Annotated in this window: 15 protein-coding genes; 9 read left to right on the top strand and 6 right to left on the bottom strand. The window is 29.0% G+C overall.

The features are described 5' to 3' along the window. Positions 1-74: 74 nt before the first annotated feature. The gene (locus Ccar_RS04410; protein ID WP_007062191.1) at positions 75-2,555 is read right to left on the bottom strand and encodes an HD domain-containing phosphohydrolase; all 2,481 of its coding nucleotides are present in this window, start codon (positions 2,553-2,555) and stop codon (positions 75-77) included. A gap of 244 nt (positions 2,556-2,799) precedes the next feature. Then, a complete protein-coding gene (locus tag Ccar_RS04405; protein ID WP_007062192.1) occupies positions 2,800-3,597 on the bottom strand; it encodes an EFR1 family ferrodoxin in 798 nt (265 codons plus the stop codon). 277 nt (positions 3,598-3,874) lie between these two features. Between Ccar_RS04405 and Ccar_RS04400 the strand changes: the two genes are divergently transcribed. Together Ccar_RS04400 and Ccar_RS04395 are read left to right on the top strand one after the other, a co-directional pair. Further along, positions 3,875-4,543 carry a response regulator transcription factor gene (locus tag Ccar_RS04400; RefSeq protein WP_007062193.1) on the top strand — a complete coding sequence of 223 codons (669 nt, stop codon included), beginning with the start codon at positions 3,875-3,877 and terminating at the stop codon, positions 4,541-4,543. Continuing rightward, positions 4,540-5,550 carry a sensor histidine kinase gene (locus Ccar_RS04395; RefSeq protein ID WP_007062194.1) on the top strand — a complete coding sequence of 337 codons (1,011 nt, stop codon included), beginning with the start codon at positions 4,540-4,542 and terminating at the stop codon, positions 5,548-5,550. The genes Ccar_RS04400 and Ccar_RS04395 overlap by 4 nt, the downstream gene beginning before the upstream one ends. Before the next feature lie 65 nt (positions 5,551-5,615). Here Ccar_RS04395 and Ccar_RS26260 read toward each other — a convergent pair whose 3' ends face one another. Next, a complete protein-coding gene (locus tag Ccar_RS26260; RefSeq protein ID WP_048029913.1) occupies positions 5,616-6,746 on the bottom strand; it encodes a DUF4179 domain-containing protein in 1,131 nt (376 codons plus the stop codon). Between the two features lies 1 nt (position 6,747). Next, entirely contained in the window at positions 6,748-7,263 is a 516-nt protein-coding gene (locus Ccar_RS04385) for a sigma-70 family RNA polymerase sigma factor (RefSeq protein ID WP_007062197.1), read from the bottom strand. 507 nt (positions 7,264-7,770) lie between these two features. On the opposite strand from Ccar_RS04385, the gene Ccar_RS04380 reads away from it, so the two are divergent. The 5 genes from Ccar_RS04380 (at position 7,771) to Ccar_RS04360 (ending at position 13,658) form a co-directional block, all read left to right on the top strand. Next, positions 7,771-8,541, top strand: coding sequence for an ABC transporter ATP-binding protein (locus Ccar_RS04380; RefSeq protein WP_007065138.1), 771 nt, complete (start codon positions 7,771-7,773; stop codon positions 8,539-8,541). After that, entirely contained in the window at positions 8,531-10,534 is a 2,004-nt protein-coding gene (locus Ccar_RS04375; protein ID WP_007062200.1) for an ABC transporter permease, read from the top strand. Before Ccar_RS04380 ends, Ccar_RS04375 begins: the two co-directional genes overlap by 11 nt. A 169-nt stretch (positions 10,535-10,703) precedes the next feature. Next, on the top strand, positions 10,704-11,606 hold the full coding sequence (gene ftsX, locus Ccar_RS04370) for a permease-like cell division protein FtsX (RefSeq protein ID WP_007062201.1): 903 nt from the start codon (positions 10,704-10,706) through the stop codon (positions 11,604-11,606). Positions 11,607-11,782: 176 nt separating this feature from the next. Continuing rightward, positions 11,783-13,039, top strand: coding sequence for an ArnT family glycosyltransferase (locus Ccar_RS04365; protein WP_169823851.1), 1,257 nt, complete (start codon positions 11,783-11,785; stop codon positions 13,037-13,039). 100 nt (positions 13,040-13,139) lie between these two features. Next, entirely contained in the window at positions 13,140-13,658 is a 519-nt protein-coding gene (locus Ccar_RS04360) for a hypothetical protein (protein ID WP_007062204.1), read from the top strand. Positions 13,659-13,767: 109 nt separating this feature from the next. Here the strand turns inward: Ccar_RS04360 and Ccar_RS04355 are convergent, their stop codons facing one another. Then, entirely contained in the window at positions 13,768-14,643 is an 876-nt protein-coding gene (locus Ccar_RS04355) for an FtsZ/tubulin family protein (protein WP_007062205.1), read from the bottom strand. Positions 14,644-14,897: 254 nt separating this feature from the next. On the opposite strand from Ccar_RS04355, the gene Ccar_RS04350 reads away from it, so the two are divergent. Continuing rightward, positions 14,898-15,473 carry an ECF transporter S component gene (locus tag Ccar_RS04350; RefSeq protein WP_007062206.1) on the top strand — a complete coding sequence of 192 codons (576 nt, stop codon included), beginning with the start codon at positions 14,898-14,900 and terminating at the stop codon, positions 15,471-15,473. Between the two features lie 65 nt (positions 15,474-15,538). Here the strand turns inward: Ccar_RS04350 and ftsH are convergent, their stop codons facing one another. After that, entirely contained in the window at positions 15,539-17,359 is a 1,821-nt protein-coding gene (ftsH, locus tag Ccar_RS04345; protein WP_007062207.1) for an ATP-dependent zinc metalloprotease FtsH, read from the bottom strand. 524 nt (positions 17,360-17,883) lie between these two features. Here ftsH and Ccar_RS04340 point away from each other — a divergent pair. Then, positions 17,884-18,807 carry a cation diffusion facilitator family transporter gene (locus tag Ccar_RS04340; RefSeq protein WP_007062208.1) on the top strand — a complete coding sequence of 308 codons (924 nt, stop codon included), beginning with the start codon at positions 17,884-17,886 and terminating at the stop codon, positions 18,805-18,807. Positions 18,808-18,832: the final 25 nt, after the last annotated feature.

Raw genomic sequence — 18,832 nt, 5'->3', positions numbered from 1 at the left:
TAACTTATATGCAATACATAATATATAAAAAAATTAAATTATATTCCATTTATGGTGCTATTAATATGTAAAATTCAAACTACCTTTTTAACAAATATCTTTACAAGTTCTGGATCGAATTGAACACCTGCGTTCTTAATAAGCTCTTTTACAGCCTCTTCCCTTGATAAAGAATTTTTATAAGGTCTCTCACTGATCATTGCATCAAAAGCATCAGCAACTGCAATTATTCTTGATTTTAATGGAATTTGTTCTCCTTTAAGACCTTTAGGATAACCACTTCCATTCCATCTTTCATGATGTGCTAGAACATATTCCGCTATTTCTGACATATCGTTAACAGAACTTAAAATACGATATCCTATTTCCGGATGACGTTTTAGTTCTTCCCACTCTTCATTAGTAAGCTTACCTGGTTTATTTAAAATATCCTCAGGTATAGCAATTTTTCCTATGTCATGTAATAAACCTACAGTTTTCAATTCTTGTATTTCACCATCTGACAAATTCATGGCTTTGCCTAAAGAATTACAATACTCAGATACTCTATGAGAATGCTGCTCCTCTCTTTTATTTTTTTCATGCAGCGTATTTATAATGGCGGCAATTGTTTTTCCCCTCATGCTTGGACTTTCAAAAAGCTTCCTTTTATACATGAAATCCTCTGCTTTTTTCAATATTTCAAATATATCCTCTTCATCATGGTGCTTTGTGGCAAATCCAAAAGAAATTGAAAGCTTTATTGATGCTACCTCTTCCTTTGAAGCTAATTCTGAAATATACTTAAGTATTTCCTCCGTTTCAAGGGCATTTTTTCTTGGCAGCAATATTATAAATTCATCTCCTCCTACACGCGATATCATTCCATTATCACCACAACCATTAAGCATTACCGATGAAACCTTTTTTAACAACTCATCACCAACAGCATGTCCAAATGAATCATTTATTAGTTTTAATCCATTAACATCAGCCATAACAATAGTAAAAGGAAGATTTTCACTATTATCTAATCGTTTAAGTTCTTCTTCAAAAAATCTTCTATTATGTAGTCCTGTAAGTTGATCATTATAGCTTAAAAATTCAATTTCCTTTCGATTTTTTCTTTCAACTGTAACATCCCTGCTTATTGCAATAATCTCATTTCCTCTGCATTTAACTACTCTAAGCTCATAATGTTTCTTGCCTACTGATGTATCAATTTCATATTCAAAGCTTTCCAAAGAATTGTTTTCAAGAGCAACCTTAATTTTAATATAACCAATTTCAGCTATTTCAGGTGGAAGCACTTCCCAAAGAGTTTTTCCTATGAACTCATTTTTAGGTTTTATTAAAACAGAAGTATCTCTTGTTTGACAATCTCTAAAAACTCCATTTTCATCTACAACAAATATAATATCAGGAATAGCAGTTACTATTGCCCTATTTCGTTCTTCACTTTTCTTTAAATTGTCTTCACTTTCTATCAGCATTTCATATTGACGTCGAAGTTCTTCCTCTATTGCAAGTAATTCATTATAGGAAGCTTCTATTTCTTCATTTGATGCCAAAAGCTCCTGTTTATTTTTATTCAAAGCTTCATTTGTTTCTAATAATTCCTTAGTACGTACAACAACCCTTTTTTTAAGAGTTATATTCCACAATAATAATAAAAATATACTTGCTGATACTGTTGCTATTAACCAAATATTTTTCATTACTGTCTCATAAAAGGTTTTTTCTTCATAAACTCCTAACCATTTATTATATATTTCATCATATTTTCCTGTAGATTTAAGTATTTGCAGACCACCATTAAGAGCAAATAATAAATCATCATTTCCCTTTTTTACAGCAAAACAATAATTATCAGGATTAATAACTAGTCCATTGTTTTTTAGATTTGAAAGATTATCTTTTTTTATAAAATAATTTCCTATTACAGTAGGAACTACTGAATATTCATACTTGTTCATAGATACAAGTTTAAGTGCATTCTCAGATGAACTAACTTCAATAAAATTAATTCCAAGATTCTGTTTTTTTAGATATTCCTCTGATATTTCATCTGCCTCAACTACTACTGTTTTTCCTTTCAAATCACTTATATTCTTTACACTTTTACCATTTCTCGTGAATACATCAGCTCTACTTATTGTACTCTTTGTGGTAAATGAGTAATTTTTCTCCCTATCCTTAGAATAAAACATACCTGCTATGGCATCTATTTTACCACTTTCAAGCTCATTCCTAATATCATTCCAAACACCTAATTTAATCTTTACCTTAAATCCCATTGCCTCTGCTGCAGCCTTAGCAAGTTCTATATCAAAACCAGATGGATTACCCTTTTCATCTATAAAGCTGTAAGGTGGATAATCTTTATCATCACCTATTGTTATTGTTCTATCTGCTTCTTTTTCATTATTGCTCGACACCTTATAAACAACTTCTTTACTTACATTCACACCTTTTTTATTATCAGCAAATACTACTTTTCCAAAATTGTTATCTAATAAAAAAATTGAAATTATAAAAAATACTATGATAAAAACTTTACGTCTTATTATAATCATACTCCTTCCTTTTACATATACTACAATACACCTCATCTTGCTGTTGACTTTAAAAAGATTTATATTTTTACACTATTCTACAAATAATATAAATTTCCTTTGTATTTTTTTGCTTTTCAAAAAATTTTTAAGGCTATATTCATATTTTGAATATAACCTTAATTATCTTATAATTCAATCTAATTTCATTCTAATTTTTTAGAATTATATAATTGCCTTGTCTACTACTATAGATAAGAATTTACTAGCTTCTATTATTGATTTTCAATTCTTCCACAGTTACATCAGGATTCTTATATCTTCCTTTACTTTCCGTAGCTTTACCATATTGAATTGCCTTAACCGGACAAAGATTAATACAAGCTAAACATTGACTGCATTCATTTCCCCACTTAGGTTTCCCTTCAACTTTTATAGTTTGACAGTTACATACACTTTCACATATGCCACAGCCTGTGCAATTATCATTAGCATAAAAATTTTTAGTGTTCATGGCTGACTTATTAAATAATGGATTTACTATGCTAGTTCGAATTCCCGGCATAGCTCCTTTTACAAGTTTAAAAATGTTTTTTTCTCTTTTCTGTATAATACTGTTTATACTTTTTAAATTTTCTTGAACAGCTGAAAGCTTTTTCTCCTGATCAGTCTTAGAATCAACATCTCCCATTATTATATAGTTACTTGGCATGATAACAGAAAAACCACTATCCAGATGTAAATTCTTTTCTCTTAACCTTTTATCTAAAACCTTCATGGTATTTCCAATATTGGCACCACAGGTTGCAGCAGAAAAGATGTAATTATCTCTATAATTATTTAGCTTTAGCTTATGAATAAAATCAAATACCATCTTTGGTGGAGCCCATGCATATACTGGATATACAAAACCTATTATTTCATTATCCTTAAGGCTGTATTCAAACTTACCCTCTTTGCTATTCATCATAGCTGCAATGGAAATTATCTCTTCATTATTTTCCTGTGCAATATTTTTAGCAACTTGCAGTGAATTTCCTGTTCCCGAAAAATAAAATATCATCTTAACTTCCTATCTCCTTTATATTCAAAAATTATACAAAACTGCCAACTATAAAAAATTTCGGCAGCTTATTTATTATTATTTTTTTCTTTATTAACATTATATCAAACATTTTACAGAATCAAATCACTGCAAACCTCTTCTTCTTTATCATTTTTCAGTTTTTATATAACTCATAAATCCTTTGATAAAACCAATTATAAAATAACAATTTTTGTTTTCATATATTTGGTATAATAAATATATTGAATTGAATTTTTCAATAGGGAGGAATCATATGAAAAAGGTATTTATTATAGAAGATGATTCAAGAATAAGAGATGAACTTTGTACCTTTCTTACTAGATATGGATATGAAAGCTCATTTTCAATAAATTTTAAAAATATAGTAGAAGAAGCTATAAAGGAAAATCCATCTATTATTTTATTAGATATTAATTTACCATACTTCGATGGTCATTATGTATGTAGAGAAATTAGGAAGGTTTCACAGGTACCAATTATAGTAGTTACTAGTAGAGATGATGAGTTAAATGAGCTTATGAGTATAAATTTAGGTGCGGATGATTTTATAACTAAGCCTTATAATTTACAAATCCTATTAGCAAGGATTACTTCTGTATTAAAAAGGACCTACGGAAATGCGCAAGCTGATTTTTTAAGGTACAGAGAAATTATTTACAATATAGCTGCCAGTCAGGTAGAGTTTAATAACAGTAAAATAGAGCTTACTAAAAATGAAAGTAAAATCTTACATATCCTTATAAATAATAGTGGAAAAATTGTTTCAAGGGACGAAATTATGAAATGTTTATGGCAGCAAGCGGAGTTTGTCGATGATAATACACTTACTGTTAATGTGAATAGACTGAGAAAAAAATTAGAAGATTTGGGAGCAGTGGGCTATATTCAAACTAAGCGAGGACAAGGATATATTTTAACATGAGAATAGGAGATTATCTTAAGGAAAAGGCCATTTTTATTATAATTGAGATTCTTATATTAATATTTACAGCCATGATTTTAAAGGCTTTAAGTGTTGATTTATATGCTATTATTTTTATAGTCATTTTAAACTTTGCAGCATTTATGGGTTTTTATATGTATGATTACATTACTAAGAGTAAGTATTATAAAAAGGTATATGATAATTTAGATTCATTAGATAAAAAGTATTTACTTTCAGAGCTTATTTCTGAGGGGGATTTTTTAGAGAGCAAGATCTTATATGATATTTTAACTCAAACTAATAAGTCAATGAACGATGAAATAGGAAGATTTATAAATGATAAACAGGAATATAAAGAATACATAGAAATGTGGATACATGAAATAAAGACGCCTATAGCAGCTATTAAATTAATCATAGATAACAATAAATCAATGGTAACTTCTAATATTTTAAATGAAATAGAGAAGGTAGAAAACTATATAGATCAGTCCCTCTTTTATAGTAAAAGCAGCCAGGTGGATAGGGATTATATAATTAAAAAGCTAAATCTCAAGGAGTGTATCAACAATGTAGTTATAAGAAATTCTAATACTCTTATTGATAGGCATATAAGGGTGAAGATTATGGAATGTGAGGAATTTGTTTTTTGTGATAAAAAGTGGATTGAGTTTATTTTACACCAAATAGTAAGCAACTCTATTAAATATATAGAAAAAACCGAAGGCGAAATTCTATTTCAATGTAAAAATAATAATGGCGAGATAGTTTTAAATATAAGCGATACAGGTATTGGAATAAGTGAAAAATCCTTAGCAAGTGTATTTAACAAAGGTTTCACCGGTGAGAATGGTAGAAAATTTAGAGAATCCACAGGATTTGGCCTTTACTTAAGTAAAAAACTTTGTGATAGCTTGGGATTAGGCATTAGTATAACTTCTAAAGAAGGGGTAGGTACTACCGTATCTATATTGTTCCCTAAAAATAATATGTATCTAGCTTAATTAAATTATATGAATAATAGGGTAATTCTTTGTGAATATAAGGACTACCCTATTATTATATGTGTTTACTGTTTTTTAAGTTCTATTTTAAAGTTTTTATTTTTGCCATTTTCCTTAGCATCAAATACTAAATACAATTTTCCTACCTTATCAAAGTAGAGACTTTCAAAACTTGGGCATGATGCATTAATAGTATCAGTTTGGTATCCTGTCCCACCCTTCTGATTATATTTATTGCCTTTTTCATCTTCTAAGTGCATACTGGTTATAATCATATCATATGGAAGTAAGATTTTAGCATTTGCAGTAGTAGGATATACATTTACATATTCTATTTTTATATTTGAATTTTTAGCTGTTTCTTCTGCTTTAACATATTTTATTTCTTTTGCATTTTTAAATTTATCATCAATTTTTAGAGGAATAGACCAGGTGCCTTTAACAAATTTTGGAGATTTGTGAGTTAGTTTATAAAAGAATCCATGACTGCTATTGTAGAAATAGCCGCCTACAATATCTGAAAAATCATAAAACTCTATAGTAATATTATTAGGTATTTTATCTATTTTGCTGTTATGAGAGAGGAATTTAAATACTCCTTGTTTTATTTTGGTATTTTTAAAACTTTCTTCATCTATATATTTAGTATTAAAACCATCTAACTCTCCTATGCTAGGATTAATGTTATTTTTTTTAGCATCTTTTTTTATTTCTTCATCAGGTCTTCTATCATAAAGAAGTCTTCCATTATCACCTATAATTTTAAATCTATCTATATTTAAGTCTTTCCAATTGGTATATTTTTCATCTGCTTTTAAAGTAAATCCAATAATAATTTCATTTCCGCTTGCAGCAACTTGATCAATAGTTACCGTAATTCCTTTATCGGAAGCAGAGTTTTTTGAATTCTTTGAGGTTTCTTGAACAAATCCGTTTTTGACTGCATTATCAATGCCTTTATTTTCAAAATGGCTGAATAAGTTTTTAACAGGAATAGCAGCATTATTTATATATTCAGCAAAAGCAGGAGAGGTTTTTCCAAGAAGTATTGATAAAGCCAAAACAGCAGCAATGCCTGAGGAAATTTTTAAAAATCTTTTTTTATGTCTATTTTTAGCCCTTTTTATAGCTCTTTTAATAACCAAATCTGCTTCCATTGGAACTTCTATATTTTTAAAATTATCCTTATAATCCATTTTATTCTACCTCCAATTTAATTCTTAATTGCTTTAAAGCTTTATGAATATAGGTTTTAACTGTACCAAGAGGGTAGTCCATTATTTCAGCTATCTGTGGAACGGTTAAATCTTGAAAATATCTAAGTATAATTATTATTTTTAATTTACTATCCAAATTATCAATGGCTTCATATAAATCTAATATTTCTTCCTTATTTTCAATAAATTGAGTTTCTTTTATAATATCATCATTTTTTTTAAATAATATAATTCGTTTTTTCTTATTTAGAAAGTTAATGCAATTGTTTATAAGTATTCTCATAATCCAGGTATTAAAATATTTTGTATCCTTTAATTTTTTTATAGATATATAAGCTTTGTAAACAGTGCTATCCAATATTTCTAAAGCATCATGCTGGTTTTTAGTATAAGCATAAGCTGTTTTATAGAGAATTTCTTTATTTATCTGCATAAGTTCACAAAAGGCATTTTCATCTCCATTTTTTGCTTCATTAACCAATTCTTCAATGACCATAGTATTATTCCTCCAAGTAAGATATTCTGTTATCACCGGTAATAACTTTTTCACCTATTAGACAATCTATTATATGGTTTCGTTTTAATTTCTGCAAAATTTTTTATTAACTTACCATATATCATAGATTTGCATATTTTTTATATGAAACTCCTTCTCCTATCGTCGAATGAGTAAGCGACTCACACCAAATCATAGATTTGGGTTCGCTGCTTAAGTGACAAAATTGTTAGTTTTATGTTATGTTATTCTATGGTTTGTAGTTATAAAAGAAGTTAATATATACATATAAGGAACCTACATTTGAAAAAGATGGAGTATTAGCAAAATGATAGACAGGGGATCAAGTGATTCTTAGACTCAGGTGGAGTTTGCTTGTGAGGAATACCTCTCTGAGTCTTAGAAGAACTTATCCAGGCGCGTAGCAGTGCTTATCTCCCACTTGAAGAAGATGGGGGTATTAGCAATGATAGCGATCGGATAAAATAAGGTTCTGAGGAGGAAATTGTGAGTAAAACAATATTAAAAGTTCAAAATGTAGAAAAATATTATGGTAATAGTGGCGTAGTTACAAAAGCAATCAATAATATAAGTTTTCAAGCATGTGAGGGAGATTTCATAGGGATTATGGGGGCTTCTGGCAGCGGTAAAACCACATTATTAAATTGCATTTCAACAATAGATAAGGTAACTAGTGGACATATTTATATAGAAGATAAGGATGTCACTGAGCTAAATAAAAAAGAAATAGCTAAGTTTAGAAGAGAAGAATTAGGTTTTATATTTCAGGATTTTAACATATTAGATACTTTAACAACCTATGAAAACATAGCTTTAGCACTTAGTATAATGAAAATAGATAGTGAAAATATTGATAAAAAAGTAAAAGAAGTTGCTGAGACACTTAATATAACAGCTATTTTAAATAAGTATCCTTATGAAATGTCTGGAGGAGAAAAGCAAAGAGTTGCAGCAGCTAGAGCAATTATAACAAATCCTTCTTTAATACTGGCAGATGAGCCAACAGGATCACTGGATTCTAACGCAGCTAAAGTCCTTCTTGAAAGTTTAGAAAGCTTAAATAAAACTAGGAATTCTACAATAATTTTGGTAACACATGACCCTTTTACAGCTAGCTTTGCAAAAAGAATATTATTCATTAAGGATGGTAAGATATTTAATGAAATCATAAGAGGAGAGGATTCTAGAGGAGAATTTTTCAATAGAATTATAGAAGTAGTATCTCTTCTTGGGGGTGACACAAGACATGTACATTAAGCTGGCAAAAAGGAATATGGAAAGAAGTTTAAAAATTTATACTATATATTTTTTAACCCTAGTGTTTGGAGTATGTATTTTTTATACCTTTAATTCCATTGGTTCTCAAAAGATCATGATGAAGCTTAATGAATATGAGGTTCACAGTTTTCAGAAAATAGATGAGTTAATGGCTATAGTATCTATATTTATATCATGTATACTTGGATTTTTAATAATATATGCAAACAGCTATCTTATAAAAAGAAGAAAAAAAGAATTTGGGATATATTTAACTCTTGGCATGGAAAATAGAGAAATATCCAATATATTACTAATTGAAACTATTTTAATTGGAGTATTTTCTTTAGGCCTAGGTTTATTATTAGGAGTATTTTTATCTCAAGGCATGTCAATTTTTACAGCAAAGCTATTTCATGTGAAAATGGAGAGTTTTAGATTTATATTTTCTAGTGGAGCATTTATAAAAACTATAGCTTACTTTGCAGTAATATACTTAGTTGTATTTATATTTAATGTTATATCCATAACAAAGCTGAAACCTGTTGACCTGTTAACTGATGGAAGAAAAAATGAAAAGATAAAAGTAAAGAACTTAAAAACTTCAATGATAATATTTATTATTAGTATTATTTGCATAGCAGTAGCTTATTTTATAATTCTAGATAAAAATTCAGGAATAATATTTATAAATAGAACTATCATTATACCTATAACACTGGCTGTAATTGGAACTTTTCTGCTTTTCTTCTCTTTATCTGGTTTTTTATTAAGGCTAGTTCAAATTAGTAAAAGAGTATATTTAAAAGAATTAAATACGTTTTTACTAAGACAAATAAACAGTAAAATAAACACTACATTTGTGTCCTTGTCCTTCGCATGCTTAATGATATTTATGTCAATATGTATGTTAGCAGGTGGGTTTAGCATTAGCAAAACTTTAAACAAAAATATAGATGATTCACCACAATATGATATTAGTTTACTTTATGTTGGTGAACCTCCAATAAATGAGTTTTTAAATAAAAATATATATTTAAATTATTATGCAGAAGATTACGTTACTTATTATGAATATTATAACAAAAATCAAAATGAGCAATTAGGGATTAAAACTTATATTGGTAAGGATGAAGGTGAGAAAAAAAGCTCATATGCAACTGTTGCAAAGAATGATTTAATAACAATAATAAAGCTGTCTGATTTTAATAGGATTATGAAATTTTATAAAAAGGAAGGTATAACTTTAAATAAGGGAGAGTATGCAGCATTTGGAGATATAAAGGAACTATTACCTTCTATTCAGAAAGCAATGGATAAAAAAACAAAAATTAAAGTAAATGGACAAGATTTAATACCTTCTAAACAACCTGTTATGCAGTTTACTATGGATGCTATTCCTGCTAAAACAAATTCTTGTACCTTTATAGTAAGAGACGAGCTAATAGGTGGATTAACTCCAACTTTAGGCTTTTTAAATCTTAATTTTAAAGGAGATAAGTCTAAGAAAGAGAAGGAGTTTTTAAAGGAAATAAATACACTTGATGATAACAAAGAAACTGGAACAACCTGTATATGTTCAACTAGAGAACAATTAATAGCGAGTACTTTTGGAAGGGCTGGAATAGTTTCTTATTTAGCTCTTTATATAGGATTGATATTTTTAATAATATCAGCAGTAATATTATCCCTTCAGCAGTTATCTCAGTCGGCAGATAACATCGAAAGATATAAGCTTCTCAAAAAAATGGGTGTAGATGATGAAATGTTAAATAAAACAATACTTAAACAAACAGCAATTTATTTTATGATGCCGCTATTTTTAGCATTAATTCACTCTATTGTTGGATTAAAGGTCGCTAAGGTAATAGTAAATTGCCTTGGAACGAATAATGTTGCAGAGCAGCTTTTAATAACCACACTTATTTTCATCATAATCTACGGAGGATACTTTTGGATTACTTATATTGGGGCTAAAAAAATGGTGAGATAATTGAGTATAGAAAATCTATTTTTAAAAATGAAAATTATAAAGTGATATTAATAGAGAAGAACTACAATGCTTAGGAGACATTATGCTAGAGATATGTTTAATGATATGAAAAAGAGAGTTATTGCTATATAAAATGGAATGTTAGCAAGAAAGGAAGAAAGGGATAGTTATGATTATGAGGAATAATGTCTTAAATTTATTTTTAAAAGATGCTTTAAAAAGTTTTAGAAGAAATTATATTATTAGCACTTCTTCCATTGCTACAGTAATGTCAACATTATTTATTTTAGGAATATTTTTGATATTTTTATTGAATGTTAAATCGGCACTCATTGGTATTTATTCCCAATTCGAAATACAGGTGACTTTAATGGATGATATAAAGATTACAGATCAGCAAAATATATATAATAAAATAAAAGCGGCAAAGGGTGTAACGGATATTACTTTTGGAAATAAAAAACAATCTTCAGAAAATGTGAAAAAGAAATTAGATAATAGAAACAAAAGCTTATTAGCTGATTTTGAAAATGATACTCCTGTATCAGCATCATATATAATTAAAGTGAATAGGTCAGAAGATATACCTAAAATAATTTCTCAAACTAATGGCTTACAAGGTATAAATGAAATTAATAGTAAACAAAGTATTCCGAAGAAAATTTTCGTAATTGTTAAAACACTTCAATGGATAGGAGTAGTACTTTTTCTTATACTTATGGTAGCATCATCTTTTTTAATAAAAAATACAATAAAACTGGCTATATATCCAAGGCGTAATGAAATTATTATAATGCAATATGTTGGTGCAACAGATTGGTTTATAAGATGGCCATTTATTTTTGAGGGAATTATAATCGGTTTTTTAGGAGCAGTATCTGCAGTAATAGTAATTTATTTTCTATATAGTTTTGTATATAGAAAAGTAACTCCTTATTTGGTCATGATGTCTATTAGTTTTATAGATCCGTCTTTTATATTAACAACTATATCATGGAGCTTTATACTTATTGGAATAATTATGAGTGTTATAGGAAGTATTCTTGGTATAAGAAAGTTCTTAATAGTTTAATATTGTGCTGCTCTGCGGCTTAAACTTACAAAGATAACTAATATATACGTATAAGATGTTTAATTTTTGAAAAAATATGGTTTCAAGGAAAAAAGATGAAATCACCTGAATATGTAATACTAAGGAGGTTGAATGTGAAAAGGTTTATTTTAAAAAATGAAAATTATTATAAAATTATGATGGGCTTGGGAATGGTGTTATGTATATTGTGGATACTTATTGTAGACACCAAGCCATTTTCGGATTTTGATTATTATTATAGATTATCTGTGGACATAGCTAGTGGTCTTCCTTGGGGAGATACTTATACATCAGTGGGATACTGTATGCTGCTTGGAGGATTTTTTAAACTCTTTGGGGCAAGTTTATTTAAGGCAAAGCTTCTTAATTTGTTCTTAACTTTTGCAAGTTATGTGTCGTTTTATGGTGTTATAAAAAGAGTAAATTTAAAAGAAAGAGATAGAAAAATAATATTTACATTATTTGTTCTTATGCCTAATAACATATTTTATAATAGTTTGGTAGCTACAGAACTATTGTTTACTACTATACTTATTTTTATTACTTTTATATATTTTAGTGATATTAAATATAAGTATGTTTATGTAGGTATACTTGTAGGATTAAATACATTGATAAAACCTTTTTTTATTTTATATTTCTTTGCTATATTTTTAGTGGAATTATTAATAGAGAAAAAAATTATCACATCTATAAAAAATTCATTAATAATTTTAGTAGTTTGTGCTATTACTATAGCACCATGGATATATAGAAACACAAAACTTGTAGGTCAGCCTACTTATGTGTCCAATAATGGAGGGATTGTTTTATATATAAATAATAATTCTCAAAATAAGCTAGGAAGATGGATGCCTGCAGATCAAGTAGAAAACTCTATTGTAAAAACAGAAGAATACAAAGAGGCAAATATGACACAAAAAAATAAGATGCTTACGAGTAAAGCCAAAATATGGATAAAATCTCACCCAATACAGTTTATAGAACTAGGTTTTAAAAGATTATTTAATACATATTTTTGGGGAGATGATTTACTTTATAGCACAAATGGAAGTGCATTAAGTGATTCTTCTAAAGCTGTTATATTTACTGTTACCAATGATATTAGAAGTACAATTTTTGTGATGGCTATAATATATATACTTATTTACAGTATTGTGATTCTAAGATATATACGGAAAGGCAAAACACAGCTTTTAAATAAATATACTTTATATAATGTAATACTGTTTTATATGTTTACAGCTGTATATTTTGTAACAGAAGGACAGGGAAGATATGCTTTTCCAGAAATATTTATAATGATATATTGCTTTTGTTATTTTGTAAGGATTTCAATACACAAATATAAAAAAATACTTTACCCCTTTAACTACAAGGATGGCAATAATGTTTATAAAGATTTCAGTTAAAAATTTAAATATGATATCCCCAAAAAATAAAAAAGTATTAAAGGATGTTTCTATAGAAATGGAGGGTCCTGGTATTAATTGAAAAGGAGTCGATGAACCTATGAATTTGTTTTCTTATCTTATAGTGGAATTAAATCGTATATTTCATTTAAAAAATGTTTATGTAGTTATCCTACTAATAATATTTTCTCCAGCAATAGGCTTCACTCTAAAAGAAGCTTTACATAATCAAGTTCCATCCCAAAATTTCATTATGAATTTCTATACATCTACCATACTAGTAAGTGGAAGTTTATTTTCACTATTAACCTTCATAGAATTTCACCATATAAATAAAGAAAATATTAGAGCATTAACTGATAATATTATATCTCCTTTGATACTTAATCTAGTGAGAATAGTTGCCATAGAAGTAATAGCTACTTCTAGTGTCATTATTACAGGACTGATTTATATACCTTATTTTGTAATGAAAATGGAATACAGTTTTGATGCATATACATATTTTAAAAACTTTTTTCTGTTTATACCTTTTTCTACATTACTATCGATTTTAGCATCGTTTGCATTTTATCAAATTTTACATAGGACGTTAAAAAAATACATGGTATTTTTTTAACGTGATGATTACATAATCTTATGTCTTCTTTTATTCATCTTTTAAGCTTTAAATATGTACAATAAAAATTTTTTTATGCTCTATATACTTTCTTTAAAACTTATATTCTTTATTTTTCAACATCGTATCCAGATGCCACTATAGATACCCGAATTTCATCCTTTAAATCTTCATTTATAACTGCACCAAAGAAAATATTGCTTGTATCACAATCTGATACATCTGTTATCTTCTTAGTTGCCTTATATATTTCCATTAAATCCATACTTGGACCGCCTTCTATCATCAATAGCTGTTTAGCTGCTTTTTTCAAAGGCTCTACTAAAAGCTTGCTATTAATTGCCTGCTCTGCAGCTATTTCTGCTTTGTTATCTCCACTTGCACTTCCAAATCCAATATAAGCTATTGTATTTCCACTCATTACATATTTTAAATCTGATACTTCAATATTTATTACACCTGGCAAAGATATTGGATAAATCATAGATTTTAAAGTAGCTATCACATTATCATTGCTTTGTTTTTCTATGTCATCTAAAATAATATTTTCACTATTTTCTAAAATTTCATTATCTATTAATACTAAAGAATCCAAATTATTTTTTAACATCTCAATTCGAGAATCACAAATTTCCCTGAACTCCTTATTTTGTGAAAGTGATGGTTTAATTCCTATTCCAATTGTCAATATGTCTTTTTTCTTTGCTATGTTATATATGTACTTAGCTATTTTTAAATCTCTTTCTTTCTCTAAAGCAACAATCACATAACATACTCCTGATTGATATACATCCTTATATATAAACGGATATATAATTCCTTCTATATTAACCTCATTTAAGAATTCATCTTTTATAAGAGCTTTGTTTACATTGTCTAATTCACAATTAAACTCTCCGCCAATCCTATCATACCTGTCCTGACAAGTACAAAATATTGTTGACTTTGGTAAATACATACCCTCAAATTCTTCCATAGTGTGCATATTTGGTTCATCCCCCTTAAATAATTAAAAATATCAACATATATTACTTTACTACATTGACAACAAATTATCAATCAATTAGTAACCTTATAAAATTTTGACTTAAAAATAATTTGACACATCCCATCAAAATGTATGGATACATTTTGATATAATACTATATTGGAATATAATACAAAAGTAGAGTTATTATACCAACAAACCTATTAAACTATGTTGATCAATAATAGTTAATTTATGGAGGGGATTTTTCTATGAAACAAGAAAATATTTTAAATAGCAGGACAAATAGTTTATCAACAGTAAGTCTTGTTCAAATGGCACTTATGATAGCAATAACTTGTGTATCTACTATGGTTATTAAAGTACCCACACTATTTGGGGTTGGATATGATCACTTAGGAGACAGCATGGTATTTTTAGGTGCAATTTTATTTGGAAGGAAAAAAGGTGCTATAACCGCTGCAGTAGGTATGAGCTTAGCAGATTTCTTACTTGGATATGCTTATTATGTTCCTTTTACTTTTATTATTAAAGCAATTATGGCTTATATTGCTGCATCTATTGCTTATAGAGGCACTTACCAAGGCAAAAATATGTTAAATAACCTATTTGGTTTTATTGCTGGTGGTTTATGGATGGTATTTGGATACTTTTTAGCCAAGATAGTAATCGTTCAGTATATTATAGTTAAAGCTAGCAGCTTCAATCAAGCTCTTGCCATAGCATTAGCTGGTATTCAAAGTAACATAGGGCAGGTTACCTTAGGCATGATAATTGCAATACCACTAGCTAAAGCTCTTCAATCAAAGGTGAAAATTGAAAAATAACTAGGTGGTTTTCTTAGAAACAACAAAACCTAGCTTAATATCATAATACTAAGCTAGGTTCATATTTATCTAGGTACAGAATTTAATATTTCCATAAATTCATCACCCATTATAGTCTCTTTTTCAAGAAGGTGAGATGATATTTTTGAAAGTGCTTCCATATTAGTTTTTAAAAGACTTAATGCCTTTTCATAGCAATTGTTTATAATTTGAAGAACTTCTCTATCAACTTCCGAAGATGTCTCAGTAGAACAAGTTTGAACTGGTCTTCCATCTAAATATCTATTTTGAATAGATTCCAGTCCCATCATACCAAATTTATCTGACATACCATACATGGTTACCATCTGCCTTGCAATCTGGGTAGCTCTTTCAATATCATTTGAAGCTCCTGTAGTTGCTTTTTTAAATACAATTTCTTCAGCTGCTCTACCAGCTAAAAGAACTACTATTTGCTCTGTTAATTCACCCTTGGATATAAGAAATTTTTCTTTCTCTGGCATCTGCATTGTATAGCCTAGTGCTCCCATAGTTCTCGGGATAATAGTAATCTTATGCACTGGCTGTGTTTGCTTTTGTAATGCAGCTGCAAGTGCATGTCCTACTTCATGAAAAGCAACTAAGTTCTTTTCTTCCTCTGTCATAATTCTATCTTTCTTTTCCTTGCCTGCTATGACAGTTTCTACAGCTTCAAATAAGTCTTCCTGTTTAACCAGGTCTCTGCCCATTCTTACAGCTCTTAAAGCTGCTTCATTTACCATATTGGCAAGATCCGCTCCAACAGCACCTGCTGTAGCCAATGCTATTTCTCCAAGATTAACATCGCTGTCAAGTTTAACATTCTTTCCATGAACCTTAAGTATCTCTTCTCTACCTTTAAGATCAGGCTTGTCAACAATAACTCTTCTATCAAATCTTCCTGGTCTTAAAAGAGCTTTATCAAGAATCTCTGGTCTATTAGTTGCTGCAAGTATAACAACACCTTTTGAAGAATCAAAGCCATCCATTTCAGCCAAAAGCTGATTTAATGTTTGTTCACGTTCGTCATTTCCACCCATCTTACTATCACGACTTTTTCCTATTGCGTCAATTTCATCAATGAACACGATACAAGGAGCATTTTTCTCAGCTTGTTGAAATAAATCTCTAACCCTGGAAGCACCAACTCCTACAAACATCTCTACAAAATCTGAACCAGATAGTGAAAAGAATGGCACATTTGCTTCTCCTGCTACTGCTTTAGCAAGCAAGGTCTTACCTGTACCAGGAGGGCCTACTAATAGTGCTCCTTTAGGTAGTTTTGCTCCAATTTCAGTATATTTTGATGGTTTATGAAGGAAGTCCACTATTTCATTAAGTGATTCCTTTGCTTCTTCTTGTCCAGCTACATCATTAAAAGTAACACCGGTCTTCTTTTCAATATACACCTTTGCATTACTTTTTCCAAAGGACATGGCACCCCCACCCATTTTCTTTCCTAGAGATTTCATTATAAATGATCCTAGAAAATAGAACATGGCAAAAGGTAATATCCATGTAAGTAAAAAGTTTACAATAGGTGACTGCATATCTTTAACCGGTGTAGAAAATTTTACTCCAGCAGTATGAAGTTTGTCTACTAGCTGAGGATCATTTAAAGTTCCTGTATAGTAAATTTTCTTATCGCTAACTGAAGCATTTTGATTAGCTTTTGGAGTTATTAAAATTCTATCATCTTGAATCTTCACTGATTCTATCTGCTTATTTTGAATCATTGTAAGAAATGTACCATAGTCTATTTCTTTAAAAGAAGATTTAGCAAACCAGGTTATAACTACATTTATCATTAACGTAATAATTAAAGTAACTACAATATAACTAGCTAAATTTTTTTTCTTCTGTAACATAATTCTCCTCCTTAGGATTTACTTGTTGATAGTTTCCTTAACAAGTATTTTACACTTTCATAAGATTAACACACCGTCCTAGCCGGTATGTATAGTCATTATAATATACCACACTTAATTACTTTATTAAAGAAACAAATTATTAATTTTTTGTATCTGAAACTTCCTCTTGTGGCTGGATAATATCTTTTACTATTGTGAGTTTATTCTTATGCCAAAAAGGTAATACTAAAAGTAATCAAGTGATTCTTAGACTCAAGTGGAGTTTGCCTGCGAGGAATACCTTTTACCTGAGCAAAAGCTCGTAAAATGCCATTTATGCACTTTACCCATCTGAGTCTTAGAAGAACTTATCCAGGCGCGTAGCAGTGCTTATCCCCAAGTTAAGTAGAGAGCCAAAATCTATGATTTTGTGCGAATCACTTACTCCTTCGACAATAGGAGAAGGAGTTTCATACAAAGGAAGCAGGGGTATTAGCACTGGTAGCGATCGGATAAATTAAAATTTTAAGAGGTATTGTAATATGGTGCTATCAAAAATTTTAATTAGCAAATTTATAAAAGATTATAAAGACATAGAGAATCCTAAGGTCAGAGATAAATATGGATACTTAGGCGGTACTATAGGCATTTTAACCAATATTTTACTAGCTGGTGCCAAATTTATAATTGGAAGATTATCAAACAGTATTTCCCTTATTGCAGATGCTATGAATAACTTATCAGATGCAACTTCATCTGTTATTACCATTGTAGGATTTAAGCTTTCATCAAAACCAGCAGATGAAGAACATCCCTTTGGGCATGGAAGAATTGAATATATATCCGGTTTGTTAATTTCATTTATTGTATTATACATAGGAGTTGAATTTGTCAAATCATCTTATGAAAGAATAATAAATCCTGCTAAAACTGAATTTCAATGGATTTACTTGGTGGTTTTATTATTTTCTATAGCAATAAAAATATGGATAAGTAAATTCAATAAAACCATAGCAAAATCAATTAATTCTTCAGCTCTTCAAGCATCATCAATTGAGGCTTTTGTAGACGTAATTATCTCTACCTGTATAATTTTTTCATTAATTCTATCAAGGTATACTAGCTTAGTTATAGATGGCTATATAGGCTTATTGGTTTCAGCATTCATATTATATTCAGGTTATATATTAATAAAGGACACACTGAACCCATTGCTTGGAGAAGCTCCAGACCCTGAATTAGTTAAAAACATAGCCAGCAAAGTTAAGAAATATGAATACATCAAAGGAGTGCATGAGTTAGTAATCCATAATTATGGTCCACGAAAAATTCTAGCTTCCATTCATGCAGAAGTACCTAAAGATGTTTCATTAAAAGAAATTCATAGAATTGTAGATAAAGCAGAAAAGGAAATTTCCGAGGATTTAAATATACATTTAATAATACATTTAGAACCAGTAGAATAAAAATACCCCTAAGGTACAAAAAATG

This window comes from Clostridium carboxidivorans P7, from assembly GCF_001038625.1.
GTDB lineage: Bacteria > Bacillota > Clostridia > Clostridiales > Clostridiaceae > Clostridium_AM > Clostridium_AM carboxidivorans.
This window is presented reverse-complemented; position numbering and strand designations above follow the sequence as displayed.

Bases quoted from the DNA above. Each gene is read 5' to 3' on its own strand.
- Ccar_RS04410 (WP_007062191.1), bottom strand. From the start codon at position 2,555: ATGATTATAATAAGACGTAAAGTTTTTATCATAGTATTTTTTATAATT.
- Ccar_RS04405 (WP_007062192.1), bottom strand. From the start codon at position 3,597: ATGATATTTTATTTTTCGGGAACAGGAAATTCACTGCAAGTTGCTAAA.
- Ccar_RS04375 (WP_007062200.1), top strand. From the start codon at position 8,531: ATGTACATTAAGCTGGCAAAAAGGAATATGGAAAGAAGTTTAAAAATT.
- Ccar_RS04395 (WP_007062194.1), top strand. From the start codon at position 4,540: ATGAGAATAGGAGATTATCTTAAGGAAAAGGCCATTTTTATTATAATT.
- Ccar_RS04400 (WP_007062193.1), top strand. From the start codon at position 3,875: ATGAAAAAGGTATTTATTATAGAAGATGATTCAAGAATAAGAGATGAA.
- ftsX (WP_007062201.1), top strand. From the start codon at position 10,704: ATGATTATGAGGAATAATGTCTTAAATTTATTTTTAAAAGATGCTTTA.
- ftsH (WP_007062207.1), bottom strand. From the start codon at position 17,359: ATGTTACAGAAGAAAAAAAATTTAGCTAGTTATATTGTAGTTACTTTA.
- Ccar_RS04355 (WP_007062205.1), bottom strand. From the start codon at position 14,643: ATGCACACTATGGAAGAATTTGAGGGTATGTATTTACCAAAGTCAACA.
- Ccar_RS04350 (WP_007062206.1), top strand. From the start codon at position 14,898: ATGAAACAAGAAAATATTTTAAATAGCAGGACAAATAGTTTATCAACA.
- Ccar_RS04360 (WP_007062204.1), top strand. From the start codon at position 13,140: ATGAATTTGTTTTCTTATCTTATAGTGGAATTAAATCGTATATTTCAT.
- Ccar_RS26260 (WP_048029913.1), bottom strand. From the start codon at position 6,746: ATGGATTATAAGGATAATTTTAAAAATATAGAAGTTCCAATGGAAGCA.
- Ccar_RS04385 (WP_007062197.1), bottom strand. From the start codon at position 7,263: ATGGTCATTGAAGAATTGGTTAATGAAGCAAAAAATGGAGATGAAAAT.
- Ccar_RS04365 (WP_169823851.1), top strand. From the start codon at position 11,783: ATGATGGGCTTGGGAATGGTGTTATGTATATTGTGGATACTTATTGTA.
- Ccar_RS04340 (WP_007062208.1), top strand. From the start codon at position 17,884: ATGGTGCTATCAAAAATTTTAATTAGCAAATTTATAAAAGATTATAAA.